At 61.3% G+C, this 24659-nt stretch carries 18 protein-coding genes; 11 read left to right on the top strand and 7 right to left on the bottom strand.

Annotated elements, in window-relative coordinates; translation table 11 throughout:
• Positions 1-191 precede the first annotated feature (191 nt).
• Positions 192-1382, top strand: coding sequence for a benzoate/H(+) symporter BenE family transporter (locus tag AACW30_RS13220; protein WP_106576318.1), 1191 nt, complete (start codon positions 192-194; stop codon positions 1380-1382).
• A gap of 36 nt (positions 1383-1418) precedes the next feature.
• On the opposite strand, the gene AACW30_RS13225 is transcribed toward AACW30_RS13220, so the two are convergent.
• On the bottom strand, positions 1419-1763 hold the full coding sequence (locus AACW30_RS13225; protein ID WP_003193255.1) for a YggL family protein: 345 nt from the start codon (positions 1761-1763) through the stop codon (positions 1419-1421).
• 236 nt (positions 1764-1999) lie between these two features.
• Between AACW30_RS13225 and dacB the strand changes: the two genes are divergently transcribed.
• Positions 2000-3460 carry a D-alanyl-D-alanine carboxypeptidase/D-alanyl-D-alanine endopeptidase gene (dacB, locus tag AACW30_RS13230; RefSeq protein ID WP_106576317.1) on the top strand — a complete coding sequence of 487 codons (1461 nt, stop codon included), beginning with the start codon at positions 2000-2002 and terminating at the stop codon, positions 3458-3460.
• 138 nt (positions 3461-3598) lie between these two features.
• Here dacB and AACW30_RS13235 read toward each other — a convergent pair whose 3' ends face one another.
• Positions 3599-5983 carry a sensor domain-containing diguanylate cyclase gene (locus tag AACW30_RS13235; RefSeq protein WP_200622789.1) on the bottom strand — a complete coding sequence of 795 codons (2385 nt, stop codon included), beginning with the start codon at positions 5981-5983 and terminating at the stop codon, positions 3599-3601.
• 150 nt (positions 5984-6133) lie between these two features.
• A complete protein-coding gene (gene rlmKL, locus AACW30_RS13240; RefSeq protein WP_200622792.1) occupies positions 6134-8398 on the bottom strand; it encodes a bifunctional 23S rRNA (guanine(2069)-N(7))-methyltransferase RlmK/23S rRNA (guanine(2445)-N(2))-methyltransferase RlmL in 2265 nt (754 codons plus the stop codon).
• Between the two features lie 532 nt (positions 8399-8930).
• Here rlmKL and rmf point away from each other — a divergent pair.
• Entirely contained in the window at positions 8931-9146 is a 216-nt protein-coding gene (gene rmf / locus AACW30_RS13245) for a ribosome modulation factor (protein ID WP_002553055.1), read from the top strand.
• A gap of 182 nt (positions 9147-9328) precedes the next feature.
• On the opposite strand, the gene AACW30_RS13250 is transcribed toward rmf, so the two are convergent.
• From AACW30_RS13250 to sctC, 4 genes are all read right to left on the bottom strand, one after another.
• A complete protein-coding gene (locus AACW30_RS13250) occupies positions 9329-10354 on the bottom strand; it encodes a quinone-dependent dihydroorotate dehydrogenase (protein ID WP_106576314.1) in 1026 nt (341 codons plus the stop codon).
• 86 nt (positions 10355-10440) lie between these two features.
• The gene (locus AACW30_RS13255; RefSeq protein ID WP_179609528.1) at positions 10441-10896 is read right to left on the bottom strand and encodes a transglycosylase SLT domain-containing protein; all 456 of its coding nucleotides are present in this window, start codon (positions 10894-10896) and stop codon (positions 10441-10443) included.
• A complete protein-coding gene (locus tag AACW30_RS13260; RefSeq protein ID WP_106576312.1) occupies positions 10889-11290 on the bottom strand; it encodes a winged helix-turn-helix domain-containing protein in 402 nt (133 codons plus the stop codon). The genes AACW30_RS13255 and AACW30_RS13260 overlap by 8 nt, the downstream gene beginning before the upstream one ends.
• Positions 11291-11491: 201 nt before the next feature.
• Positions 11492-12970 carry a type III secretion system outer membrane ring subunit SctC gene (sctC, locus tag AACW30_RS13265; RefSeq protein ID WP_200622798.1) on the bottom strand — a complete coding sequence of 493 codons (1479 nt, stop codon included), beginning with the start codon at positions 12968-12970 and terminating at the stop codon, positions 11492-11494.
• Between the two features lie 259 nt (positions 12971-13229).
• Between sctC and AACW30_RS13270 the strand changes: the two genes are divergently transcribed.
• The 8 genes from AACW30_RS13270 to cobA all read left to right on the top strand — a co-directional run bounded on the left by AACW30_RS13270 (position 13230) and on the right by cobA (position 24601).
• Positions 13230-14456 carry a CmpA/NrtA family ABC transporter substrate-binding protein gene (locus tag AACW30_RS13270; RefSeq protein ID WP_106576310.1) on the top strand — a complete coding sequence of 409 codons (1227 nt, stop codon included), beginning with the start codon at positions 13230-13232 and terminating at the stop codon, positions 14454-14456.
• 13 nt (positions 14457-14469) lie between these two features.
• Positions 14470-15045: an ANTAR domain-containing response regulator gene (locus AACW30_RS13275; RefSeq protein WP_083357333.1), complete on the top strand. Its 576-nt coding sequence runs from the start codon at positions 14470-14472 to the stop codon at positions 15043-15045.
• Between the two features lie 211 nt (positions 15046-15256).
• Positions 15257-16468, top strand: a complete 1212-nt coding sequence (locus tag AACW30_RS13280) for a nitrate/nitrite transporter (RefSeq protein ID WP_124418244.1) — start codon at positions 15257-15259, stop codon at positions 16466-16468.
• Positions 16468-18138 carry a bifunctional protein-serine/threonine kinase/phosphatase gene (locus AACW30_RS13285; protein ID WP_200622799.1) on the top strand — a complete coding sequence of 557 codons (1671 nt, stop codon included), beginning with the start codon at positions 16468-16470 and terminating at the stop codon, positions 18136-18138. Before AACW30_RS13280 ends, AACW30_RS13285 begins: the two co-directional genes overlap by 1 nt.
• A gap of 234 nt (positions 18139-18372) precedes the next feature.
• Positions 18373-20826, top strand: a complete 2454-nt coding sequence (nirB, locus tag AACW30_RS13290; protein WP_200622800.1) for a nitrite reductase large subunit NirB — start codon at positions 18373-18375, stop codon at positions 20824-20826.
• Positions 20823-21140 carry a nitrite reductase small subunit NirD gene (gene nirD, locus AACW30_RS13295; RefSeq protein WP_017134764.1) on the top strand — a complete coding sequence of 106 codons (318 nt, stop codon included), beginning with the start codon at positions 20823-20825 and terminating at the stop codon, positions 21138-21140. The genes nirB and nirD overlap by 4 nt, the downstream gene beginning before the upstream one ends.
• Positions 21140-23848: a nitrate reductase gene (locus AACW30_RS13300; RefSeq protein ID WP_200622802.1), complete on the top strand. Its 2709-nt coding sequence runs from the start codon at positions 21140-21142 to the stop codon at positions 23846-23848. The genes nirD and AACW30_RS13300 overlap by 1 nt, the downstream gene beginning before the upstream one ends.
• Positions 23849-23857: 9 nt before the next feature.
• Entirely contained in the window at positions 23858-24601 is a 744-nt protein-coding gene (cobA, locus tag AACW30_RS13305; RefSeq protein ID WP_200622805.1) for a uroporphyrinogen-III C-methyltransferase, read from the top strand.
• Positions 24602-24659 lie beyond the last annotated feature (58 nt).

Genomic DNA, 24659 nt, shown 5'->3' on the forward strand with positions numbered 1-24659 from the left:
GGTAATACGGCAAGCGCGGGTTGCTGGCAAGTATCACCTAAAAACAGGGCACATTGTACACAACCCAATGCGCCAACACACTGTACGGCTGTTTGCTGCGTTGGCTGTATTGCAACGAGTAGTTCCGTTTGAGTTTAGGCTTGAATCTGCGCCTTCACCGGCAAATACCCAGGTAAAAGGAACGCCTCTCCATGAACGACGCCACCCAAGCGCCTTTGCGCCCGTTGGCCGACACTTCTGCGTCGGCCGTCGTCGCCGGCTTCATTGCCATGATGACCGGCTACACCAGCTCGCTGGTCCTGATGTTCCAGGCCGGACAAGCCGCCGGGTTGACCACGGCGCAGATTTCTTCGTGGATCTGGGCCATCTCCATCGGCATGGCGGTGTGCAGCATCGGCCTGTCCTTGCGCTATCGCACGCCCATCACCATTGCTTGGTCCACACCCGGCGCGGCGTTGTTGATCACCAGCCTGGGCGGCGTAAGTTACGGCGAGGCCATTGGTGCCTACATCACCTGCGCCGTACTGGTGACGCTGTGCGGGCTGACCGGCAGCTTCGAGAAACTGGTCAAGCGCATCCCGGCGTCGCTGGCGGCGGCCTTGCTGGCGGGGATTCTGTTCAAGATCGGCAGCGAGATTTTCGTCGCCGCGCAGCATCGCACCGGCCTGGTCCTGGGAATGTTTTTCACATACCTGATCATCAAGCGCCTGTCGCCCCGCTATGCGGTACTCGCCGCGCTGGTGCTCGGCACTGTGCTGTCGGGGCTGATGGGGTTGCTGGATTTCAGTGGCTTTCACCTGGAAGTGGCAACGCCGGTATGGACCACGCCGCATTTCTCGCTGGCGGCGACCATCAGTATCGGCATCCCGCTGTTCGTGGTGGCGATGACCTCGCAGAACATGCCCGGCGTCGCCGTGTTGCGCGCCGACGGCTACACCGTGCCCGCCTCGCCTTTGATCACCGCAACCGGCCTGGCCTCGCTGGTGCTCGCGCCCTTCGGCTCCCACGGCATCAACCTGGCGGCCATCAGCGCGGCCATCTGCACCGGGCCGCATGCCCATGAAGACCGCAACAAGCGCTATACCGCTGCGGTGTGGTGCGGCGTGTTCTACGGGATTGCCGGGGTATTTGGCGCGACCTTGGCGGCACTCTTCGCAGCATTGCCAAAGGAACTGGTGCTGTCGATTGCAGCGTTGGCGTTGTTTGGCTCGATCATCAATGGCTTGAGCATCGCCATGAATGAGCCGAAGGAACGCGAAGCGGCGCTGATCACCTTTATGGTCACCGCGTCAGGCTTGACGTTGTTTTCCATCGGTTCGGCGTTCTGGGGGATTGTGGCGGGGGTGTTGACGCTGCTGATTCTGAACGGGCGCAAGGCATAAAAAAACGGCGACCCGAAGGTCGCCGTTTTTTCAGTATCACTTAGCCGCGTTGATCGGCTTTTCCGGATACCACACGTCCAGCAACGGGCTGACTTCAGCCTTGGTCAGCTCGGAACGGGTTTTCAGCCAGGCTTCAACGGCAGCACGCTGCTCTTCGGAGACCGAGCCACGCTTCTGCAGGCAAACCAGACCGTAGTCATCGCCGCCGACATAGCCCAGACCGTTGGCTTCCATGGCTTCTTTGATGAATGCTTCGAGGAAAGCGTCGATAGCTTCTTCACTCAGGCCTTCGTTGAAGTCCAGGTTCAGTTCGAAACCCAGCTCTTGAAATTCATCAACGCACAGTTTTTTGCGCAGACGCTGGGAACGGTTAGTCGCCATTGGAACAATCCTCATAAGTAATAACGGGCGGCACTTTAGCAGTTTAAGGCAAGGATTGCCCGACTCTCTGGGACAGGCGGCTATCTGTCTGCAAAAAAACGCGCAATACCAGCTATCGTTCAGCTACAACTGGATCCACCTTGGGGCATAATGCCGACACTTTCGTGACCAATGAGGGATTTTCTTCCATACCCCTCGCCTTTTTCACCCTTCTCAGCAGTAGGGTTTTATTCCTTATGATCAAATCTTTTCGTTGCGTGTTATTGGCCGGCTTTCTTCTTCCACTGGCCTTCTCCGCCGCTGCCGCCCCAATCAACAACACCCTGCCACCCAACGTTGCGCAGGCCCTGCAGAAAGCCAAGCTACAAAATACCGCGCTGTCGCTGGTGATGCTGCCCCTCACCGGCCCCGGTACCCCTACCGTGTTCAACGCCGACGTCTCGGTGAACCCGGCCTCCACCATGAAGCTGGTCACCACTTACGCTGCCCTGGAAATGCTCGGCCCCAACCATCAGTGGAAGACCGAGTTCTACACCGATGGCACGCTCAGCGGTGGCGTCCTGCACGGCAACCTCTACCTCAAGGGCGGCGGCGACCCCAAGCTGAACATGGAAAAACTCTGGCTGCTGATGCGCGACCTGCGTGCCAATGGCGTGCAGCAAGTGACCGGCGACCTGGTGCTCGACCGCAGCTTCTTCAACCAGCCGCAATTGCCCGAATTCAATGACGACGGCAATGACGAGAACAAGCCGTTCCTGGTCAAGCCCGACGCCCTGCTGGTCAACCTCAAGGCCCTGCGCTTCGTGACCCGCAACGATTCGGGCCGCGTGATCGTATCGGTCGAACCGCCGATTGCCAGCATTCGCATCGACAACCAGGTGAAAGTCTCCAACGCCAAGCAATGCACCGGCGACGTGCGCTACAGCCCGGTCACCGCCGCCGACGGCAGTGTCACCGTGACGGTCAGCGGCCAACTGGGCGATGGCTGCAGTTCGCAGACTTACCTGTCGCTGCTCGACCACGCCACCTACACCGCCGGCGCTGTGCGCGCGATCTGGCAGGAATTGGGCGGTACCATCCAGGGCCGCGATATCCAGGCGCCCGTGCCCAAGGATGCCAAAGTACTCGCCCGTGCCTTCTCGCCGGACCTGGCGGAAATCATCCGCGACATCAACAAATACAGTAACAACACCATGGCCCAGCAGCTGTTCCTGAGCCTGGGCGCGCAATTTCGCAACGATGCCGACGGCGACGACGCCAAGGCTGCGCAACGTGTGGTCCGTCAGTGGCTGGCGAAGAAGGGCATCACCGCGCCGCACCTCGTCATGGAGAACGGCTCCGGCCTGTCGCGCGCCGAACGTGTCAGCGCCCGCGAGATGGCGGCCATGCTGCAAGCCGCCTGGAAGAGCCCGTACGCGGCGGAATACATCAGCTCGCTGCCGATTGCCGGCACCGACGGCACCATGCGTAAACGCCTGAAGACCACCGCCATGCGCGGCGAAGCCCACGTCAAGACTGGGACCCTGAACACCGTGCGTGCCATCGCCGGGTTCAGCCGCGACAACAATGGCAACACCTGGGTGGTGGTGGCGATCCTCAACGATTCGAAACCGTGGGGCGCCTCATCAGTGCTGGACCAGGTGCTGCTGGACCTGTATCGCCAGCCGAAGCTGGCGGCGGCTGCGCCGGTGCTCTAAAAGGCAACACAGATCAAATGTGGGAGCGGGCTTGCCTGCGATAGCGATGTATCAGTCTGCGATTCGCTGACTGACACGCTGCAATCGCAGGCAAGCCCGCTCCCACATGAATGCGCAACGTCTGGAAAAACCTGTCAATCAAGCCCTAAGTCGCTCGGCCTCCACCCGGTCCCTGCCCGCCTGCTTGGCCACATACACCGCCGAGTCCGCCCGCAGCAGCAGCCCATCAATGCCTTCGTCGATCCGCCAGCTGGCCACACCGAAGCTGGCAGTCACGATGCCCACCGTGTCCATCGGCGCACTGCGCAACGACTGCCACAACGCCATCGCCAGGCTGTACGCTTGCTCGCAATCAGTGTGCGGGCACAGCACCACGAACTCTTCGCCGCCCAGTCGGCAAAAAACATCCGTGCGCCGCAGGCGCTGACTGATGCGCTTGCACACCTCCTGCAAAACCCCATCGCCTACCGCGTGACCGTACTGGTCGTTGATGCGCTTGAAGTGGTCGATATCCAGCATGATCAACGACAGCGCCCCACAGGCGCGGTTGAGCCTGAGCATCTCGGCCTTGAGGCGATCCTGGAAATAACGCCGGTTATGAATGCCCGTCAGCGAATCGGTGATGGACAGCGCGCGCAGCTCTTCCTCTACCCGCTTGAGGTCGGAAATATCCGACACGTAGCCATGCCACAGCGTACCGCCGCCCGGCAGTTCTTCAGGCGTGGCTTCGCCGCGAATCCAGCGCAGCCCGCGTTGTGGCAACAGCACGCGGTACTCTTCACGCCAATGGCTCAGCTGCAACGCCGACAAGCGTATCGACAGGCGGACCCGCTCGACGTCCTGGGGATGAATGCGTTCGAAGACCTTGCCCGCGTCCTGGTGCAACACGCCGGTTTCGATTTCATAAATGTCGCGCATGCCATCGCTGGCATAGATGAAACGCCCGTTGCCCTTGGGCTCCAGGGTGAACTGGAAGATCCCGCCGGGCACATGGGCACTGAGTTTTTTCAGCAAACGATCGCGCGCCGCCAACGCCTCGTAGGCGCGTTTCTGCTCGGTGACATCCAGGTAAATCGCCAGATGCCCGATCCACAGGCCATGGTCATCCAGCAATACGGTGCCGAGCATGTTCACCGTCAAGGGGCTGCCATTTTCGCGTAACAGGGTCCACTCGCGCGCCTGGTGCAGGTGGTCCGGGCTCTCCACCAGCATCGCCTGGCTTGGCGGGATGCGCTTGCCCATGGCCGCGCTCAAACGGGTGGCGCGCGCCTCGAGTTCAGCGGCCAGGTGCAGGCTTTCCAGGGTCATGCGCCCCAGCACCTGGTCGGATGTGTACCCCAGCATTTGCTCGGCCCCGGCATTGAACGTGTTGATCACCCCGCGCAGGTCAGTGGCGATGATCGCGACTTGGGTGGCCGCATTCAGCACGCTGCGCAATTGCCCGTGCGCACCGCGCAATTCCTGTTCACGCAGGCGCAACTGCACGGTGCGCTGCTCCACCAGTTTCAGCGCGCGCTGGCGTTGGCTGACCACCACATACAACAAGGCACTGAGCAGCAGGCTGAGCAAACCGCCCATGGTCAGGATGGTGCTCATCGAGGAATGGTTGGCCTGATCGAAGACCTGGCTGGCACGCAACGTGAGGGCATACACATGGTCGCCCAGGGTCAGACGGCGCGCGGCGCTGAGGTCGCTGGCGCCCACCGCATTGCTGGAGGCATACAGCACGCGCTGCTGGGTGTCGGAGGTATCGACGATCTGCATCACCAGGTTGTCGCGGTTCGGCTTGGGCAAACCGTCGGCCACCAGCTGTCGCATGCTGATCACCGCCATCACAAAGCCGCTGGGCTCGGCCTCAGCCAGCTTGCTCACCGGCGCCACCAGCAAAACCCCGGCCGCATAGGCCGGCTCCACACCCACCAATTGCATCGGCTGGGATACCGCGGGCGCACCGCTTTTTTGCGCACGCTCAAGAACCGAGCGGCGAAGCGGCTGGGCCAACAGGTCGAAACCGAGCGGCGAGCCCAGCAGGCTTTGGGTTTGGCTATACAACACCGGCACGTATTCATCGCGCTCGGCGGCAGGCGCCAACTCCCCTGACGAATTCAGTTCACGGATGGCAAAGGGCGTGCCGCGCTGGCGCGAGATCTCCTGTTCAAACGGCTTGCGCTGATCGCGAAAAATCCGCGGTGCCCAGGCATAGGCGCGGGCGCGCAACAGCAAGGGTTGAGCAAACCCATCGAACTCGGCGCGGGACACATCATTTGAGTTGACGAAGAAGCGCTGCAGGCTGGCCAGGCGTTGCTCCTGGTCTTCGAAGCGCTCCTGCAGGCGGCTGTAGCGTTCATTGACCAGCAGCTGAAAACGCTGGCGAACCTGTTGCTGATAGAGATCGGCAGCGGCCCAGGCAACAATCACCGTCAGCGCGCAACCTGCCAATAACACCACCAATGCCACCAGCCAAGCCGACGCCTGCTCACTGATAAAGCCTAGGATTTTTGGGCGTACGGCATGCATCGGCATAGGCAACACTCACAACGCCAGCGTGCGGGGCTGTCACTTTGGCTAGGGCTTAAGTTATAGCCATGAGGCCACTGTTTGACCAGCGCAAAAAAGCCGCAAGCCCGGAATACGCCAGGCTTGCGGCTTTTTTGTTCCAACTGTGTGCAGCAATCAGCGCGCGGTGATTTTCCACGCCCGGTGAATCTTCGCGTTACGTGCAAAATCCGGGTCGAGGGTCTTGTCGCTGATTTCCTCGACCGCATAGCGTTCGCTGAGGTTGTCCTCGAGCACAAACTTGCGGAAGTTGTTCGAGAAGTACAACACGCCGCCCGGTGCCAGACGCGCCATGGCCAGGTCGAGCAACTGCACGTGGTCACGTTGCACGTCGAAGATGCCTTCCATGCGCTTGGAGTTGGAGAAGGTCGGCGGATCAATGAAGATCAAGTCGAACTCATCGCGGCTGGCTTCCAGCCACGCCATCACGTCGCCCTGCTCCAGACGGTTCTTGTCGGAGAAACCGTTGAGCGAGAAGTTGCGACGTGCCCAGTCCAGGTAGGTCTTGGACAAGTCAACGCTGGTGGTGCTGCGCGCGCCACCCTTGGCCGCGTGCACACTGGCGGTAGCGGTGTAGCAATACAGGTTGAGGAAGCGCTTGCCGGCCGCCTCCTTCTGGATGCGCATGCGCATCGGGCGGTGGTCGAGGAACAGGCCGGTGTCCAGGTAATCGGTGAGGTTGACCAGCAGCTTCACGCCGCCTTCGTTGACCTCGGTAAACTTGCCCTGGGCACTCTGGCGCTCGTACTGCTTGGTGCCGCTTTGACGCTCGCGGCGCTTGACCACCACGCGGCTCTTGTCGACGTTCAGCGCCTGGGGAATCGCGGCCAGGGCGTCAAACATCCGTGCGGAAGCTTTTTCCGGGTCGATGGATTTCGGCGCGGCGTATTCCTGCACGTGCACCCAGTCGTGGTAGAGGTCGATGGCCATGGAGTATTCCGGCATATCGGCGTCGTACACACGGTAGCAATCCACGCCTTCGCGCTTGGCCCACTTGCCCAGCTGCTTGAGGTTTTTCTGCAGGCGGTTGGCGAACATTTGCCCGCCTTCGCTCAGGCGCGCCTGCTCAACTACCGGGGCCGGGGCTGGCTTGATCGGGTTACCGTTCTTGTTGTACTGGCGTTCGACCGGCTCGGTCGGGGCCTGATCGTAAGCAGCTTGCTCACGTTCGGCCTGACGCTGCTCCGGGGTGCGGCGCTCGCCAGTGACGAACTGGTCCGGGTTGACCTTGATCAGCAGCAGTTTGCACGGCAAGGCGCCGTTCCAGAACGAATACTGTTTGTGGCTGCGGATGCCCATGCGCTTGCCCAGGTCCGGCGCGCCGGTGAACACCGCCGCTTCCCAACCCATGCAGGCCTGACGCAGACGCTCGCCGAGGTTCTGGTAGAGATACAACAGACTGGCTTCGTCACCCAAACGCTCGCCGTACGGCGGGTTGCAGATCACCAGGCCTTTCTGGTTCTGGTCCGGGCGCGGCTCGAAAGTGCCGACTTCGCCCTGGTACACCTTGATCCAGTGGCTCAAGCCGGCGCGCTCGATGTTATTGCGCGCAGGTTGAATCAAGCGTGGGTCGGCTTCATAGCCTCGCACCCACAACGGCGGCTTGTTCATGCCGATGGCAGCCCGCTCGGTCGCTTCGGTGTGCAGCTTCTTCCACAGCGCCGGAACGTGGCCGAGCCACGTGGTGAAGCCCCACAGTTCGCGATTGAGGTTGGGGGCCATGTCGGCGGCGATCATCGCGCCTTCGACCAGGAAGGTACCCACGCCACACATCGGGTCCGTCAGCGCGCCGCCTTCGGCCGCAATGCGCGGCCAGCCGGCGCGAATCAAAATCGCCGCCGCCAGGTTTTCCTTCAACGGTGCCGCGCCCTGCTGCAGGCGGTAACCGCGCTGGTGCAGGCTGTGGCCCGACAGGTCGAGCGAAAGGATCGCTTCGCCGCGGTCCAGACGCAGATGAATACGCAGGTCCGGGTTGATCTTGTCGATGGAGGGGCGTTCGCCGGTCGGGGTGCGCAGTTTGTCGACAATCGCATCCTTGACCTTCAGCGCGCCGAAGTGAGTGTTGTCGATGCCCGAACCGTGGCCGCTGAATTCCACCGCCAGGGTGCCATCCGGGACCATGTGGTCGGCCCATTCGATGTCCAGCACGCCATGGTAAAGGTCTTCAGCGTCCTTCATCGGGAAGCGCTTGAGCACCAGCAACACGCGGTTGGCCAGGCGCGACCAGAGGCACAAGCGGTAGGCGGTTTCCATGTCGGCCATGCCGCGCACGGCCGAGGTGTGCTCGCGTGCGTCCTCAAGGCCAAGCCCGACGGCTTCCTCGATCAGCAGGCCTTCGAGGCCCTTGGGGCAAGTGAGGAAGAGTTCAAAACGGTCCGACATGGGGCATTCCAGGCTTTTCAGCAATAAATGAACAGGCGACGCATCGCCGGCTCGGTTTTTAATCAAGCACTTTTCTCGAAGAGTGCTCGCGTGGCACGAATGTGCCGTCCCACCCCGGCTGCCGGGCCTTTGGGCCAGAATTTCCGGGGCAGAGAAATAATTGATTGCAACAAAAAGAAATATTCCGACCCTTCGTCGAATAATAAACGACTGCAACGGGCGGACATTCTCACTAAAGGATTAAACCCATCCTCTATGCAGGGCACATCATAGCTGGCTTTGCCCAATAAAAGGGGCGAAAAGCCATCCCAGCTTATGGCTATAGCATCGTTATCGTTACGTGCTTATGACAAAACGATCATTGAATCCATGTGACCTATTGGTTAGAACTCAACACAGGTTGGCGCCGTAACGACGCCGACACGTTGGCTCGCCACGCCGGCAGCGAGCCCACCAACGGCAGAAAAACTCTGCCCGGCCTCAGACGAGGCCGAAGGATATCAAGACAGTCAACAAGTGAGGGAAACACCCTATGAGAAGACTTAAGCGTGATCCGTTGGAAAGAGCATTTTTACGCGGATATCAATATGGCGTTCATGGCAAATCCCGTGAGCTTTGCCCATTTACTCTACCGTCGGTACGCCAAGCCTGGATCAATGGCTGGCGAGAAGGACGCGGCGACAACTGGGACGGTATGACTGGCACTGCGGGAATCCACAGACTCAACGAACTTCACGCCGTCGGCTAACACAGGGCACTTAATCCGACACACCACCTTGAATATGTAACGACTTAACCACGCACGCCCCATCAGGGCGGCGGGCTTCGGCCCAGGGGCTCCTTTAGGGAGCCCTTTTTATTGCTCCGACGGCGACATGGCCTACACACTCACAGGTGTACTTTTGGCCTGCCATCGCCAACAAGCCGGGCCTACCTTTTTGGCAAAGCCGCAATCGCATCCACCGACTCGCGAATCAGCGAAGGCCCCTTATAGATAAAACCGGAATACAACTGCACCAGGCTTGCACCGGCGGCGATTTTCTCGGCCGCGTGCTTGCCTTCGGTGATGCCGCCCACGGCGATGATCGGCAAGCGCCCGGCCAACTCAGCCGCCAGCACCTTGACGATGTGAGTGCTTTTGTCGCGCACTGGTGCGCCCGACAGCCCACCCGCTTCATCACCATGCGCCAGCCCTTCGACACCCACACGGCTGAGGGTGGTGTTGGTGGCGATCACCGCATCCATGCCCGAATCCACCAGCGCCTGAGCGACCAGCACGGTTTCTTCATCGCTCATGTCCGGCGCAATCTTGATGGCCAACGGCACACGTTTGCCATGACGTACGGCCAGGTCTTCCTGGCGCTGACGCAAGGCTTCGAGCAGTTGCTTGAGCGAATCACCGAACTGCAGGCTACGCAGACCCGGCGTATTCGGCGAGCTGACGTTGACGGTGACGTAGCTGGCGTGGGCGTAGACCTTGTCCAGGCAAATCAGGTAATCATCGACGGCGCGCTCTACGGGCGTGTCGAAGTTCTTGCCGATATTGATGCCGAGGATGCCCTTGTATTTCGCGGCTTGAACCCGTGACAGCAGATGATCGACGCCCAGGTTGTTAAAGCCCATGCGATTGATGATCGCCTCGGCTTCCGGCAGGCGGAAGATCCGGGGTTTTGGGTTGCCCGGTTGCGGGCGTGGCGTCACGGTGCCAATTTCGACAAAACCGAAACCCAGTTGCGCAAACCCGTCGATGGCCGCGCCGTTCTTGTCGAGGCCGGCAGCCAGCCCGACCGGGTTGGGGAAGTCGAGTCCCATCACCGATACCGGCATTTTTGCCGGTGCCTTGCATACCAGGCCATTGAGCCCCAGACGACCACCGGCACCGATCAGGTCCAGGGACAGATCGTGGGAGGTTTCCGGAGAGAGTTTGAACAACAGCTGGCGGGCCAGGGTATACATGGGCGGGCTAGACTCGGATGGCGGCGAAAGGTGGCGCCGATTATAGCCGGGGTGGCGCGCCAGGTGCGAGGTGCGCCGTCCAATCGTCAATGACGTTGTGCCACCAACGCCTCATACCGCGCCCATATTTTTTCTGCGTAACGCAAACGCAACGCTTCACGCTCAGGTGCTGCGCCGGCGTTGTAGGAGCCCACGGCTGTCCAGTTGTAACCGAAACGCTGGACAAACCCGGCAAGAATCGAAGCGCCCACCTCGACCGACAAACAGGGCTCACTCAACAACCTCTCTTCGGTAATGCCCTGCTTGGCCAGGCGAGGCAAGTGCATGCTGTTGATCTGCATCAGGCCAATATCCCGAGAGCCATCGCTGTTGAGCGCGTTCACGGCGTGCGCACGGTAACCCGATTCCACGGCGGCGATGGCCTGTAAAAGCTCAGGTTCGAGGTCATAGCGGCTAGCCACCTCTTCCCAGCAATCGGCCCAGGCCTGATGGCTGCCCATCAACAGGCTAAACACCAACGCTTTGCCCAATCGACTAATCATGTGTCACCTGCCCACAAGCCGAGCAGATGCGTTGCACGCGCCCTGGCCCCGTCTGGAGAATTGCGCGCTGCTCGGCTTTCACGGCACAGGTAAAGCGATACCCCCTGCCGTAAATTGTTTTGATAAAGCCCTTGTCCTTCTTAAGCTGCTTGCGCAATGCGTAGATACAGCGCGTCAGCGATTCCTCTGCCACCTCCCCTCGGGGCCAGACCAACTCAAGCAGACGATCCTTGGTCATCAATGCTCCGTCAGACGCCAACAGCAGCCGCAGCACGTGCCACTCCTTGGGCGGCAACTGAATATCCGCGCCTTCGCCGATCAATCGGCCATCGCCCTGCAAGGTCCACCCGGCAAACACCCAGGCAGCCGTCAGCCCATCATTCACGAGGGTCATGCACACCTCTGCACCCGACTACTGACATTGAATTCCTTGTTTCCAGAAACGGCCGATACGCCAACATCACGACTATAAAAACCTGAGCCGCGAACAACGTTAGGAAAAAGCCCATGTAATCGAGGCTTTCGGCGGGCGCCACGTAGGACTTTTCGCAGTCGCCGCCCACAAGCGTTTCAGGGCTCTGACCAACGGGTTATGTCACTCAAGGACTTCACGGCTTTCGCGCACAAACGCACGCTGTACGCGCTCATATTGGCTAGGGGTCAGCGGCGGCGGGCCGACAGCGCCGGCCAACATCCGCGGCTCACTGCCGACCGCCCGCGCCTGGATCACAAAGAGCCGTACCTGCGCGCGTCGACCATGGCGGGGCGCCTCGCCCTCACGGTGGAAACCACCCAGCCACAAGCGTCTGCCTTGAGGTACACGCACCACAGAGCTGACGGCCATTCGCCCCACCGCCCCTGCCGAGCCTGGCTTGAATTGGCTGTCCATCTGACGGCCATCCTCGAGGTTCACCAGCATCTCGATCTGATGCGCTCCGGCAAAGCGCGGGAGCACACTGGCTTCAACGCCATAACGCACGGGCTGCCAATCACCCTTATCGTCGCCAGGCCGTGGCAGGTAAAACGTATGGTTATCCTGGAAAACCGCAGGCACGTTTTCCTGGGTAAGGATGATGGGAAAGGCGACGACCCTGGCCTTGCGCCGGCGCTCCAGCACACCGAGCTGTGCCATCAAGCGGTTGTCTTCCAAAGGTTCCAGTACGCGCGTCACGAAAGCCCCGGTATCGGTTTCCTGAGCCCAGGCTGCGCCCATCTTGGCGAATTCACTGCGCTCCACATCCACTTGCCACAGCGACACCTCAATCGGCCGCTTGGGCTTGTCGAGCTCCGCCACCAGTTCCTCGAGCACCTTCACCTGGGCAGGTTTGCCCTTGATCAACAGGCTGTTTGAATCCGGATAGGCCATCACCACCAGGCTCTTGTCGGCCAGTAAACCCGGGGGGCGTTGCGTGTCGTTCTTTTGCTCGCTGGCCAGCACGGCTTCGATCATTGAGGCCATACCCGGAACGTTGACCTGGTCGTCGCCCATCGAATACGTGCGATCCGCCACGTGGGTGTTGAACACCTGCACCACGCCGAAGGTTTGTGCGCCGACGCGTACCTCAGTGCGCTGCTTGTCCATCAGTTGAGTCAGGTGCAATACCTGGTCGACATAGTTAGGTGGCCCGGACACATAGAACATTCGCCCGCCGCTTTCCCTCAGGGGAAAACGCGATTCATCGAGCCCGGAACGGCGCATGAACCCGCGCAACCTGTCGACCGAGATATGCCGCAGCGCTACTGCCGAGCTTTTTGCTTCACCGGCGTCGTACAGGTACAGCACCTGCCCGTCGCTATACCAGATCAGGCCTTGCTGCTCGGCGACAGTTTCCAGCGTGTGCTGCGCCGCCCCCAGGTCGAATTGGCCGGTGATGGTTTTACGCGCCACCTCGCGGCTGACAACGACAGGCAAGCCCAAGGGCACCGACAGCGCGGTAAAAAAGGTATGCAGGCTTTCATCCCGCGCCTGATAGCTATCCCCCAGGGCGCACGCGTTTGCCAACAGCAATGCACCGCACACCAGCCAACGGCATAACCTGCGGTAACGGCTGATGGTTGGGGAATTGATAGACACCGTGGATGTTCCTCGCCGCCTGGCGCAAAGAGGCGGCCATACTGGAAGGCGGCTGAGTTTCAATCTTGATGGAAAGCTGACGGCGGACTGCGCCTGGATCTCCGTGGCATGTGCCTTGCTACGGGCTCTGTATCAAAGCCTGCACCAACGTCGGAGCAGGCTTACGGACAATGGCGTCGTTTCCCTGCAATGGCTTGCGCTGCCACCCGCGCAACCCTCAAGGGTTACGACGCTTTTTTTTGAGCAAAGGTGAGTGTTGATGAACGATTCGGTCGGCAACAACCCGGTGAACCATTCGCTGGCCTGGGTAAACGGCAGTGACGCCCCGGAAAAGAGCAGCCTCGACCTGGGCTTCATGGCGCTGACCGATTGCGCCTCGCTGGTGGTCGCCGCCACCCAGGGTTTCGCGCAACCCTACGGCCTGACGCTGAACCTCAAGCGCCAATCGTCCTGGGCCAACCTGCGCGACAAACTGGTCAGCGGCGAACTGGATGCCGCCCATAGCCTCTATGGGCTGATCTATGCCGTGCACCTGGGCATCGGTGGCGTAGCGCCGACCGACATGGCCGTTCTGATGGGGCTCAACCAGAACGGGCAGAGCATCAACCTGTCCCACGGCCTGCAACAGCAAGGCGTGATCACTCCTGAGGCACTGGACCGCCACGTGCACCAAAGCCGCACAAAACTGACCTTTGCACAGACATTTCCCACAGGCACTCACGCCATGTGGCTGTATTACTGGCTGGCGAGCCAAGGCATTCATCCGTTGCACGACGTCGACAGCGTGGTGGTACCGCCGCCGCAGATGGTCGCGCACCTGCAAGCCGGGCGCATCGACGGGTTCTGTGTCGGCGAGCCCTGGTGTGCCAGCGCGGTCAAGCAAAACCAGGGGTTCACCCTGGCGACCACCCAGGCCATCTGGCCGAATCATCCGGAAAAGGTTCTAGGTTGCACCCAGGCGTTTGTCGATCAATATCCGAACACTGCGCGCATCCTGGTGATGGCGATTCTCGAGGCAAGCCGCTTTATCGAGCAAAGCCAGGAAAACCGCCGCTCCACCGCACAATTACTCAGTGCTCGCGACTACCTCGATGCGCCGCTCGACTGCATCGAGCCACGCCTGCTGGGTGCTTATGACGACGGCCTCGGCCACCAGTGGCAAGACCCACATGCCCTGCGGTTTTTCGGCGATGGCGAGGTGAACCTGCCGTACCTTTGCGACGGCATGTGGTTCATGACCCAGTTTCGGCGCTGGGGCTTGCTGCGCGAAGATCCGGACTACCTGGGCGTGGCCCGCCACGTGCAGCAACTGGCTTTATACCGTCAGGCCGCTGCCGCCGTCGGCGTCAATGCAAACGCAGCGGACATGCGCAGCAGCCAACTGATCGACGGCAAAATCTGGGACGGCTCCGACCCCGCCGCCTACGCGCGCAGCTTTCGACTGCACGCCATGGCAGACCACTCCAGCCACCAGGCGCAGCGCTGACAGGACGACCTTTATGTTACGCATCCTGTTGATCAACGATACGCCGCGCAAGGTCGGGCGCCTCAAGGCCGCATTGATCGAAGCCGGGTTCGAGGTGATCGATGAGTCCGGCCTGACCATCGACCTGCCCGCGCGCGTCGAAACGGTGCGCCCGGACGTGATCCTGATCGATACCGAGTCACCTGGCCGAGATGTAATGGAGCAGGTGGTACTGGTCAGCCGCGATCAGCCCCGGCCGATCGTGATGTTTACCGACGAGCACGACCCGAACGTGATGCGCCAGGCCATCAAATCCGGGGTCAGCGCTTATATCGTCGAAGGCATTCAGGCCCAGCGCCTGCAGCCGATCCTGGACGTGGCCATGGCCCGTTTTGAAAGCGATCAGGCCTTGCGCGCCCAGCTCCAGGCGCGCGACCAGCAACTGGCCGAGCGTAAACGCATCGAGCTGGCCAAAGGCATGCTGATGAAAATGAAGCACTGCAACGAAGAAGAGGCCTACACCCTGATGCGCCGCCAAGCCATGAGCCGCCAACAGAAACTGATCCAGGTGGCGGAGCAGATTATCGCCATGAGCGAGTTGCTCGGCTGATCTGGCGCAGCTCTTGCTAAGCATTCACCACAGGTAACCAACGGCGGTTGCCCCTTCCACGACAAAGACGTCGCACATCCGGTTTGCCCTCGCGAGCCCGGTGGCGGCGTTTTTTCGTTTTGGCCCCAGAGCCTGGGGCCGGTGGGGTGGCCTTTAGCCGGCGGCCCCATCACTTGGCCTTCTTACAAGACCCCAACCGTTGAGGTGCGTGATGAAATCAAGCTTCTGGAAATCCGGGCACACCCCGACACTGTTTGCCGCGTTCCTGTATTTCGACCTGAGCTTCATGGTCTGGTACCTGTTGGGACCGCTGGCGGTGCAGATCGCCGCCGACCTGCACTTGACCACTCAACAGCGCGGACTGGTAGTGGCCACGCCGATCCTGGCCGGCGCGGTGCTGCGTTTTCTGATGGGCATGCTGGCCGACAAACTGTCGCCTAAAACCGCCGGGCTGATCGGCCAGGTCATTGTGATTGCCGCACTGTTCGGCGCCTGGCAACTGGGCATTCACAGTTACGAGCAGGCCCTGTTGCTGGGCATGTTCCTGGGCATGGCGGGCGCCTCGTTTGCGGTCGCCCTGCCGCTGGCCTCTCAGTGGTATCCCGCTGAACACCAGGGCAAGGCCATGGGCATCGCCGGTGCTGGCAACTCCGGCACCGTGTTTGCTGCATTGCTGGCACCGGTACTCGCCGCCGCGTTTGGCTGGAGCAATGTGTTCGGCTTCGCGCTGATTCCATTGGTCATCACGTTGGTTGTCTTCGCCTGGCTTGCGCGCAATGCCCCGGAACGCCCGAAGGCCAAATCCATGGCCGACTACTTTAAAGCCCTGGGCGACCGCGACAGCTGGTGGTTCATGTTCTTTTACAGCGTGACGTTCGGCGGCTTTATCGGCCTGGCCAGCGCCCTGCCCGGCTACTTTAACGACCAATACGGCTTGAGCCCGGTGACCGCGGGCTACTACACCGCGGCCTGTGTGTTTGGCGGCAGCCTGATGCGCCCGTTGGGTGGCGCCCTGGCGGACCGTTTCGGCGGGATTCGCACCCTGCTCGGCATGTACAGCGTGGCGGCGATCTGCATCGCAGCGGTGGGTTTCAACCTGCCAAGTTCTTACGCTGCGTTGGCACTTTTCGTCTGCACCATGCTCGGCCTCGGCGCAGGTAATGGTGCAGTGTTTCAACTGGTGCCCCAGCGTTTTCGCCGCGAGATCGGCGTGATGACCGGCCTGATCGGCATGGCCGGCGGGATCGGCGGCTTTGCCCTCGCGGCAGGCATGGGCGCGATCAAGCAAAGCACCGGCAGTTATCAAATGGCCCTGTGGCTGTTCGCCAGCCTCGGCGTGCTGGCCTGGTTCGGCCTGCACGGGGTCAAACGTCGCTGGAGAACCACCTGGGGTTCGGCTGCCGTGACCGCCGCACGCGTCTGATGGGCTTGCAACTGAGTGTCGCGCAGGCCAGCGCCATTGGCCCTCGCGCCGAAAACCAGGACGCCCTGCGCGTCGTCACCCCCGTGGCGGAGCTGGCGGCGAGTAAAGGTTACCTGTGCGCCATCGCCGATGGCGTCAGCCAATGCGCCGATGGCGGCCTGGCGGCGCGCTCGACCTTGCAGGCGCTGGCGCTGGACTACTACGCCACGCCGCAAACCTGGGGCGTGGCCCAGGCGCTCGAGCGTCTGTTGCTGGCGCAGAATCGCTGGTTGCAGGCCAACGGCGGCGGCCAGCCGCTGCTGACCACCTTGAGTGCACTGGTGTTTCGCGGCCAACGTTTCACCCTCGCGCACGTCGGCGATTGCCGGGTGTATCGCTGGCTGGAAGGCGAGTTGCAGCGCATCAGCGAAGACCATGTGTGGGAACAGCCGGGCATGCAGCACGTGCTCAAGCGCGCGCTCGGTCTGGACCAGCACCTGGTGCTGGATTTTCTCGACGGTGAACTGCGCGCAGGCGAATGTTTTTTATTGCTCAGCGATGGTGTGTGGGCCGCCTTGGGTGAGCACAGCATCAGTGCGATCCTGCGCGAGCAAACTGACCTCGATGTGGCGGTCAACACGCTGGTCAACGCCGCGCACCTGGCCGCCAGTCAGGACAATGCCAGCGCCCTGCTGGTGCGCATCGACCAGCTCGGCGCCGCCACCCTTGGCGATGCGCTGGTGCAGTTGCAGCAATGGCCGCTGCCACCGCCGCTCAAACCTGGGCAACGCTTTGAAGGCTGGCAGGTTGAAAGCCTACTGGCGCAGAGTCGACAGTCGTTGCTGTACCGGGTACGTGATGCCCAGCAGCAACCCTGGCTGCTGAAAACCTTGCCGCTCAACCGCGACGATGACAGCGATGCCGGCCAAGCGCTGCTATCTGAAGAGTGGTTTTTGCGGCGGGTTGCCGGGCGCGCGTTTCCTGAAGTTCACGCGGCCAGTGGGCGCCAGCACCTGTACTACGTGATGCGCGAATACCCGGGGCAAACCCTTGCTGAACTGTTCCGACAACAGGGCCCATTGCCCCTGGCGCAGTGGCAGTTCATCGCCGAGCGGCTGCTGCGGGCGATGGGCCTGCTGCATCGGCGACAAATCCTGCACCGCGATATCAAGCCGGAAAACCTGCTGCTGGGTGACGATGGCGAACTGCGCGTGCTGGATTTCGGCCTGGCCTATTGCCCGGGGCTCTCCGAAGACCGCGCTCATTTGCTGCCCGGCACGCCAAGTTTTATCGCACCCGAAGCGTTCAGCGGCGAGCGGCCTACGCCGCAGCAGGATTTATACAGTGTTGGCGTTACCTTGTATTACCTGCTGACCGGGCATTATCCCTACGGCGAAATCGAAGCTTTCCAACGGCCGCGTTTCGCCCAGCCCGTGAGCGCCAGCCGCTACCGTCCCGACCTGCCTGACGGGTTGCCACTGAATCTGGAACGCGCCGTGGCGGCCTCACCCGCGCAACGTTATGAAACCGCCGAAGAATGGCTGCTGGTGCTGGAGCAGGCCGACCGCCGTGAATTGAGCGTGCGACCACGGCCCTTGCTGGAGCGCGAACCGCTCAAGGTCTGGCAAAGCCTGGCCGCCGTGTCGCTGCTGGTCAATCTGGTGCTGCTGTACTGGCTGTTGCACCACTAGAGGGCAAATCCCCAGGCGGCGTTGACTCAAAGCCCCAATAAACCCGCAGGCTGGCCAACTTGGCACAGCCACTGCATTAGCTTCCCCAACAACACACATACAGCCGCCCCTTCAACGTCGAAGGGCGAGCTTCCCGAGAGAACGGGACCAGGACAAAGGCGTCCTCGCTAGATCACTAGCGGGGACGCCTTTTTTTGTTTGCGCGTAATTGGTCGAGCCATTGCGGAGAACGACATGAAAAAAATCAAATTGGTGATGATCGGCAACGGCATGGCCGGGGTTCGCACCCTTGAAGAATTGCTCAAACTGAGCAGCGACCTGTACGACATCACCGTGTTCGGCGCCGAGCCCCACACCAACTACAACCGCATTCTGCTGTCGCCGGTGCTGGCCGGCGAGCAAACGTTCGAAGAGATCGTGCTCAACGATCTCGACTGGTACCTGGATAACCACATCAAGCTGTTGCTCAACCGCAAAGTGGTGCAGATCGACCGTGTCAAACGCCTGGTCATCGCCGAAGACGGCACCACAGCCGAATACGATCGCCTGCTGATCGCCACCGGTTCGACGCCGTTTATCCTGCCGATCCCCGGTAACACCTTGCAGGGCGTGATCGGCTACCGCGACATCGCCGACACTCAGGCCATGATCGACACCGCCAAGACCCACACGCATGCTGTTGTGATCGGCGGTGGCCTGCTCGGCCTGGAGGCCGCCAACGGCCTGATGCTGCGCGGCATGCACGTGACCGTGGTGCATATCGGCGAATGGCTGTTGGAGCGGCAACTGGACAAGACCAGCGGCCAATTGCTGCAAACCGAACTGGAAAGCCGTGGCCTGGTGTTCCGTCTGCGTGAACAGACCCAGGCACTGCACGACGCCGGCAACGGCCGTGTCGGCTCGGTGCAATTCAAGAATGGCGACGTCATCCCCGCTGACCTGGTGGTGATGGCTGCCGGCATTCGCCCCAACACCGAACTCGCAGAAAAATCCGGCATCCCGTGCAACCGCGGGATTCTGGTCAACGACACCTTGCAGACCTACGACCCACGCATTTATGCCATCGGCGAATGCGCCAGCCATCGTGGCATCGCCTATGGCCTGGTTGCGCCACTGTTCGAGCAAGCCAAAGTCTGCGCCAATCACCTGGCGCAGCTGGGCTTTGCCACCTACAAGGGCTCGGTCACCTCAACCAAATTGAAGGTCACCGGTATCGACCTGTTCTCCGCCGGCGACTTTATGGGCGGCGAAGGCACCGAAACCATCACCCTCAGCGACCCAATTGGCGGCGTGTACAAAAAACTGGTGATCAAGGACGACATCCTGGTCGGTGCCTGCCTGTACGGCGATACCGCTGACGGCGGTTGGTATTTCCGTCAGATCCGTGAGAACCATGCGATAGGCGAGATCCGCGACCACCTGATGTTCGGCGAAAACGCATTAGGCGATGTCGGCCATCAAGGCCAGGACAAGGCCATGAGCATGGCCGACAACGCCGAAGTCTGCGGTTGCAACGGCGTATGCAAGGGCACCATCGTCAAGGCCATCCAGGCACACGGGCTGTTCAGCGTTGACGAGGTCAAGAAGCACACCAAGGCCGCCAGCTCCTGTGGCTCCTGCGCCGGGCTGGTGGAACAGATCCTGATCAATACCGTTGGCGGTGCCGCGGACGTCAAACCGAAGAGCGAAAAAGCGATCTGCGGTTGCAGCGACCTCAACCACGGGCAAATCCGCCAGGCCATCCGCGATCAGCACTTGCTGACCATCACCGGCACCATGAGCTACTTGAACTGGCGCACGCCCAACGGCTGCGCCACCTGCCGCCCGGCCCTCAACTACTACCTGATTTCCACCTGGCCGGGCGAAGCCAGGGATGATCCGCAATCGCGCCTGATCAACGAACGTGCCCACGCCAATATTCAGAAAGACGGCACCTACTCCGTAGTACCGAGGATGTGGGGCGGTGTGACCAATCCGTCAGAGCTGCGGCGTATTGCCGACGTGGCCGACAAGTACAACGTGCCGATGGTCAAGGTCACCGGCGGTCAACGCATCGACCTGCTGGGTATCAAGAAACAGGACCTGCCAGGGGTTTGGAAGGACCTCGACATGCCTTCCGGTCACGCCTATGGCAAATCCATCCGCACCGTGAAGACCTGCGTCGGCAGTGAGTTCTGCCGTTTTGGCACACAGAATTCGACGCAGCTGGGCATTGAGCTGGAGCATGACCTGTTCAATATGTGGTCGCCGCACAAGGTCAAGTTGGCGGTGTCCGGTTGCCCACGCAATTGCTCGGAAGCCGGCATCAAGGACGTGGGCATCATCGGCGTGGACTCCGGCTGGGAGATGTACATCGGCGGCAACGGCGGGATCAAAACCGAAGTCGCGGAGTTCTTCGTCAAGCTGAAAACCGCCGAAGAAGTCCGTGAATACAACGGCGCCTTCCTACAGCTTTACCGCGAAGAAGCCTTCTACCTCGAGCGCACCGTGCACTACCTGCAACGCGTGGGCATGGAGCACATCAAGAAGGCCGTACTGGAAGACCCGGCTCGCCGCCAATCCCTCAACGAGCGTCTGCAGTTTTCGCTGTCGTTCGAACAAGACCCTTGGAAAGAACGCCTGGAACAGCCGCTGCTGAAAAAGGAATTCGAGGTCATCCCCGTCAAACAGCTGGAGGTGTCGGTATGAACTGGCTGGATATCTGCGCACTCGATGAAATCAACGCCCTGGGCTCGCGCATCATCAATGGGCCCAAAGGTGATATCGCGATTTTTCGCACCAGTGATGACGAAGTGTTCGCCCTCGATGACCGCTGCCCGCACAAGGGCGGTCCGTTATCCCAAGGCCTGATCTACGGCAAGCGCGTGGCCTGCCCGCTGCACAACTGGCAGATTGATCTGGCATCCGGCGAAGCCCAGGCACCGGACATCGGCTGCGCGCACCATCACCCCGCCCGCGTGGAAAACGGCCGGGTCATGTTGGCCCTGCGGGACGCGGGTTGATGAACCGCCAGGTCACCGCGTCCACCTGCTGTTATTGCGGGGTGGGTTGCGGCGTGCTGATCGAGCACGACGGCGCGCAGATCCTCGGTGTACAAGGCGACCCGAACCACCCGGCGAACTTCGGCAAGTTGTGCAGCAAAGGCTCAAGTCTGCACCTGACCGGCGACCTGGCGGCCCGCGCGTTGTACCCGGAGCTGCGTCTGGGCAAAGGCTTGGCGCGAGCACGCACCGACTGGGAAACCGCACTGGAGCACGCGGCCAACGTGTTCGCCGAGACCATCAGCGAACACGGGCCGGACAGCGTGGCATTCTACATTTCCGGGCAATTGCTGACCGAGGACTACTACAGCTTCAACAAGCTCGCGCGCGCGCTGGTCGGCACCAACAACATCGACAGCAACTCGCGGCTGTGCATGTCCTCGGCAGTGGTGGGCTACAAGCGCAGCCTGGGCGCCGATGCGCCGCCGTGCAGTTATGAAGACCTGGAGTGCAGCGACTGCGTAATGATCGTCGGCAGCAACATGGCCTACGCCCACCCGGTATTGTTCCGACGCCTTGAGGAAGCCAAAACGCGGCGCCCGCAGATGAAAGTGCTGGTGATCGACCCACGCCGCACGGACACCTGCGATTTGGCTGACCTGCACCTGGCCATCCTGCCTGGGACGGACGTGGCGTTATTCCACGGGATTTTGCATCTGTTGCTGTGGGAAGACTGGATCGACCGAGACTTCATCCAGGCGCATACCGATGGGCTGGCCGAGCTGAAACGGCTGGTGCATGACTACACGCCGCAAATGGTCACGCAGCTGTGCGGAATCAGCGTCGAACAGCTGCGCCTGTGCGCCGAATGGGTCGGCACCTCCAGCAGTTTTCTGTCGCTGTGGTGCATGGGGCTCAACCAATCCACCGCCGGCAGCGCCAAGAACAGCGCACTGATCAATTTGCACCTGGCCACCGGCACGCTTGGCCGAGCAGGATGCGGGCCGTTTTCCCTGACGGGCCAGCCGAATGCGATGGGTGGGCGCGAGACCGGCAGTTTGTCGAATTTGCTGCCCGGCCATCGCGAGGCGGCCAACCCGGACCATCGGGCCGAAGTGGCCGCGTATTGGGGTGTTGAACAACTGCCAGCCAGCACCGGGCTGACAGCCATCGAACTGTTTGAACAGGTACAGGCCGGCAAGATCAAGGCCTTGTGGATCGCCTGCACCAACCCGGCCCAATCCTTGCCCGACCAGAACACCGTGCGCATGGCCTTGGAGACGTGCCCTTTCGTGGTGCTACAGGAGGCTTTTCGTACAACCGAGACAGCCCGTTTCGCTGACCTGCTGTTGCCAGCGGCCAGTTGGGGCGAGAAAGAAGGCACGGTGACCAACTCTGAACGGCGCATTTCCCACGTGCGACGGGCAATCGCCCCACCAGGGGAGGCGCGTCCGGATTGGGCAATCACTGTGGATTTTGCCCAGCGCCTGGAGCGACGTCTTTGTCCCGGAAAACCGGGTCTTTTCGCCTTTGAACACCCCTCGCAGATCTTTGATGAGTACAAACTGCTGACCCGCAACCGCGACCTTGACCTGACGGGCATCAGCCATACCCTGCTCGATCAGATAGGTCCGCAGCAATGGCCATTTCCCACAGGCGCGCAATCTGGAACTGCGCGCCTGTACACCGACGGCGTGTTCCCCACCGAGAGCGGCCGCGCGCACTTTGTTGCCGACCCCTACCGCGCCGCCAAAGAGCAGCGCGACGCACGCTTCCCGCTGACGCTGATCACCGGCCGTCTGCGTGATCAATGGCACGGCATGAGTCGCACAGGTACTGCAGCCCAGTTGTTTGGGCATGTGAACGAAGCACTGCTGAGCCTGCACCCGGATGAGTTGCGCCGCCATCGCTTCAAGGACGGTGACCTGGTCAACCTCAAGAGCCGTCGCGGCAGCGTGATTGTTGCCATCAACAGTGATGACAGCGTGCGCCCCGGGCAAGCGTTCCTGCCAATGCATTGGGGTGACCGTTTTCTCAAGGGGGGCGTAAATACGTTGACCCAGCCAGCCTTCGACCCTTTGTCGAAACAGCCGGAACTCAAACACAGCGGTGTGCGACTGGAGGCTGTGCAGCTGCCGTGGCAGCTGTTTGCGTTGATCGAAGGCGATGTGCAGCAACACGTCGAGGCACTGCGCCCACTGTGCGAGGGCTTTACCTACGTGAGCCTGAGCCTGGCCGGGCGCGAACGGCCGGCACTGGTGGTGCGCGCGGCACATACCGAGGCGCCCGACCTGCAACTGCTGACGCGTATCGACGCCTTGCTGGGGCTCAACGACGGTCCTGTGATGGCGTATGACGACCCGCGCCGCTCGATCGGTAAACGCGTAAAAATCGAACAAGGCCGGATTACCGCGTTGCGCCTGGCCGGCGAAACCCTGGCTCGGCATTGGCTGCAAAGCCTTTGGCTGGAAGGCCGCACTGACGATCAATTGCGACGCTGGCTGCTGGCACCGCTCAGCGCGCCACCGGGCGGTGCGGCAGCCAGCGGCAAGATTGTGTGCAACTGCAAGAACGTCAGCGAAAACTCCGTGTGCGCAGGCATCACTCGCGGCCTGGACCTTAACGGGCTCAAACAGGCGCTGGGCTGCGGCACGCAATGCGGCTCGTGCGTACCGGAAATCAAACGTCTTTTGGCCAGCAACCCGCGGCCAATCGCAATCAGTGTGTGAGGAAAAAACATGAGCGCAAAAGTCTGGCTGGTGGGTGCAGGGCCCGGTGATCCTGAACTGCTGACCCTGAAGGCGGTGCGGGCGCTCCATGAGGCCGACGTGGTGTTGATTGATGACCTGGTCAACCCGGCTGTGCTGGAACACTGCCTTGACGCGCGGATTATCAGCGTAGGCAAACGCGGTGGCTGCCGTTCGACGCCACAGGATTTTATCCATCGCCTGATGCTGCGTTATGCCCGGCAAGGCAAATGCGTGGTGCGATTAAAAGGTGGTGACCCGTGCATTTTCGGGCGTGGCGGCGAAGAAGCGATGTGGTTGCGCGAACGTGGCGTGGCCGTGGAGTTGGTCAACGGGATCACGGCGGGCCTGGCCGGTGCGACAAACTGCGATATCCCGCTGACGTTGCGCGGGGTCAGTCGCGGTGTAACGCTCATTACGGCGCATACCCAGGACAACAGCAGCCTGAACTGGCGTGCACTGGCCGAAAGCGGGACGACGTTGGTGGTGTACATGGGCGTGGCGAAGCTGGAGGAGATCCGTCAGCAGCTGCTGGAAGGCGCCATGGCAGAGGATATGCCGGTGGCGATGATCGAAAACGCATCGCTGCCTCAACAGCGAGAATGCCGTAGCACGTTGGGGCAGATGCACAAGGATGCGCAGACGTTCGCCTTGAAGAGCCCGGCAATCCTGGTCATCGGCAGTGTCGCCGCGGCGGCACAGGCGGCATGCGTGGCCGTATCCGCCAGCGCTTGAAGTAAACGCCAGACGAAAAAAAGCCCGGCCTAAGCCGGGCTTTTTTTTACCACTCAGT

The organism is Pseudomonas sp. MF6747 (genome assembly GCF_963890955.1).
Taxonomy (GTDB): domain Bacteria; phylum Pseudomonadota; class Gammaproteobacteria; order Pseudomonadales; family Pseudomonadaceae; genus Aquipseudomonas.

Coding starts and splice junctions, on each gene's coding strand:
- AACW30_RS13225 (WP_003193255.1), bottom strand. CDS start 1,763: ATGGCGACTAACCGTTCCCAGCGTCTGCGCAAAAAACTGTGCGTTGAT.
- nirB (WP_200622800.1), top strand. CDS start 18,373: ATGAAAAAAATCAAATTGGTGATGATCGGCAACGGCATGGCCGGGGTT.
- dacB (WP_106576317.1), top strand. CDS start 2,000: ATGATCAAATCTTTTCGTTGCGTGTTATTGGCCGGCTTTCTTCTTCCA.
- nirD (WP_017134764.1), top strand. CDS start 20,823: ATGAACTGGCTGGATATCTGCGCACTCGATGAAATCAACGCCCTGGGC.
- cobA (WP_200622805.1), top strand. CDS start 23,858: ATGAGCGCAAAAGTCTGGCTGGTGGGTGCAGGGCCCGGTGATCCTGAA.
- AACW30_RS13275 (WP_083357333.1), top strand. CDS start 14,470: ATGTTACGCATCCTGTTGATCAACGATACGCCGCGCAAGGTCGGGCGC.
- AACW30_RS13285 (WP_200622799.1), top strand. CDS start 16,468: ATGGGCTTGCAACTGAGTGTCGCGCAGGCCAGCGCCATTGGCCCTCGC.
- AACW30_RS13220 (WP_106576318.1), top strand. CDS start 192: ATGAACGACGCCACCCAAGCGCCTTTGCGCCCGTTGGCCGACACTTCT.
- AACW30_RS13270 (WP_106576310.1), top strand. CDS start 13,230: ATGAACGATTCGGTCGGCAACAACCCGGTGAACCATTCGCTGGCCTGG.
- AACW30_RS13280 (WP_124418244.1), top strand. CDS start 15,257: ATGAAATCAAGCTTCTGGAAATCCGGGCACACCCCGACACTGTTTGCC.
- AACW30_RS13260 (WP_106576312.1), bottom strand. CDS start 11,290: ATGACCCTCGTGAATGATGGGCTGACGGCTGCCTGGGTGTTTGCCGGG.
- rlmKL (WP_200622792.1), bottom strand. CDS start 8,398: ATGTCGGACCGTTTTGAACTCTTCCTCACTTGCCCCAAGGGCCTCGAA.
- AACW30_RS13235 (WP_200622789.1), bottom strand. CDS start 5,983: ATGCCGATGCATGCCGTACGCCCAAAAATCCTAGGCTTTATCAGTGAG.
- AACW30_RS13300 (WP_200622802.1), top strand. CDS start 21,140: ATGAACCGCCAGGTCACCGCGTCCACCTGCTGTTATTGCGGGGTGGGT.
- AACW30_RS13250 (WP_106576314.1), bottom strand. CDS start 10,354: ATGTATACCCTGGCCCGCCAGCTGTTGTTCAAACTCTCTCCGGAAACC.
- AACW30_RS13255 (WP_179609528.1), bottom strand. CDS start 10,896: ATGATTAGTCGATTGGGCAAAGCGTTGGTGTTTAGCCTGTTGATGGGC.
- rmf (WP_002553055.1), top strand. CDS start 8,931: ATGAGAAGACTTAAGCGTGATCCGTTGGAAAGAGCATTTTTACGCGGA.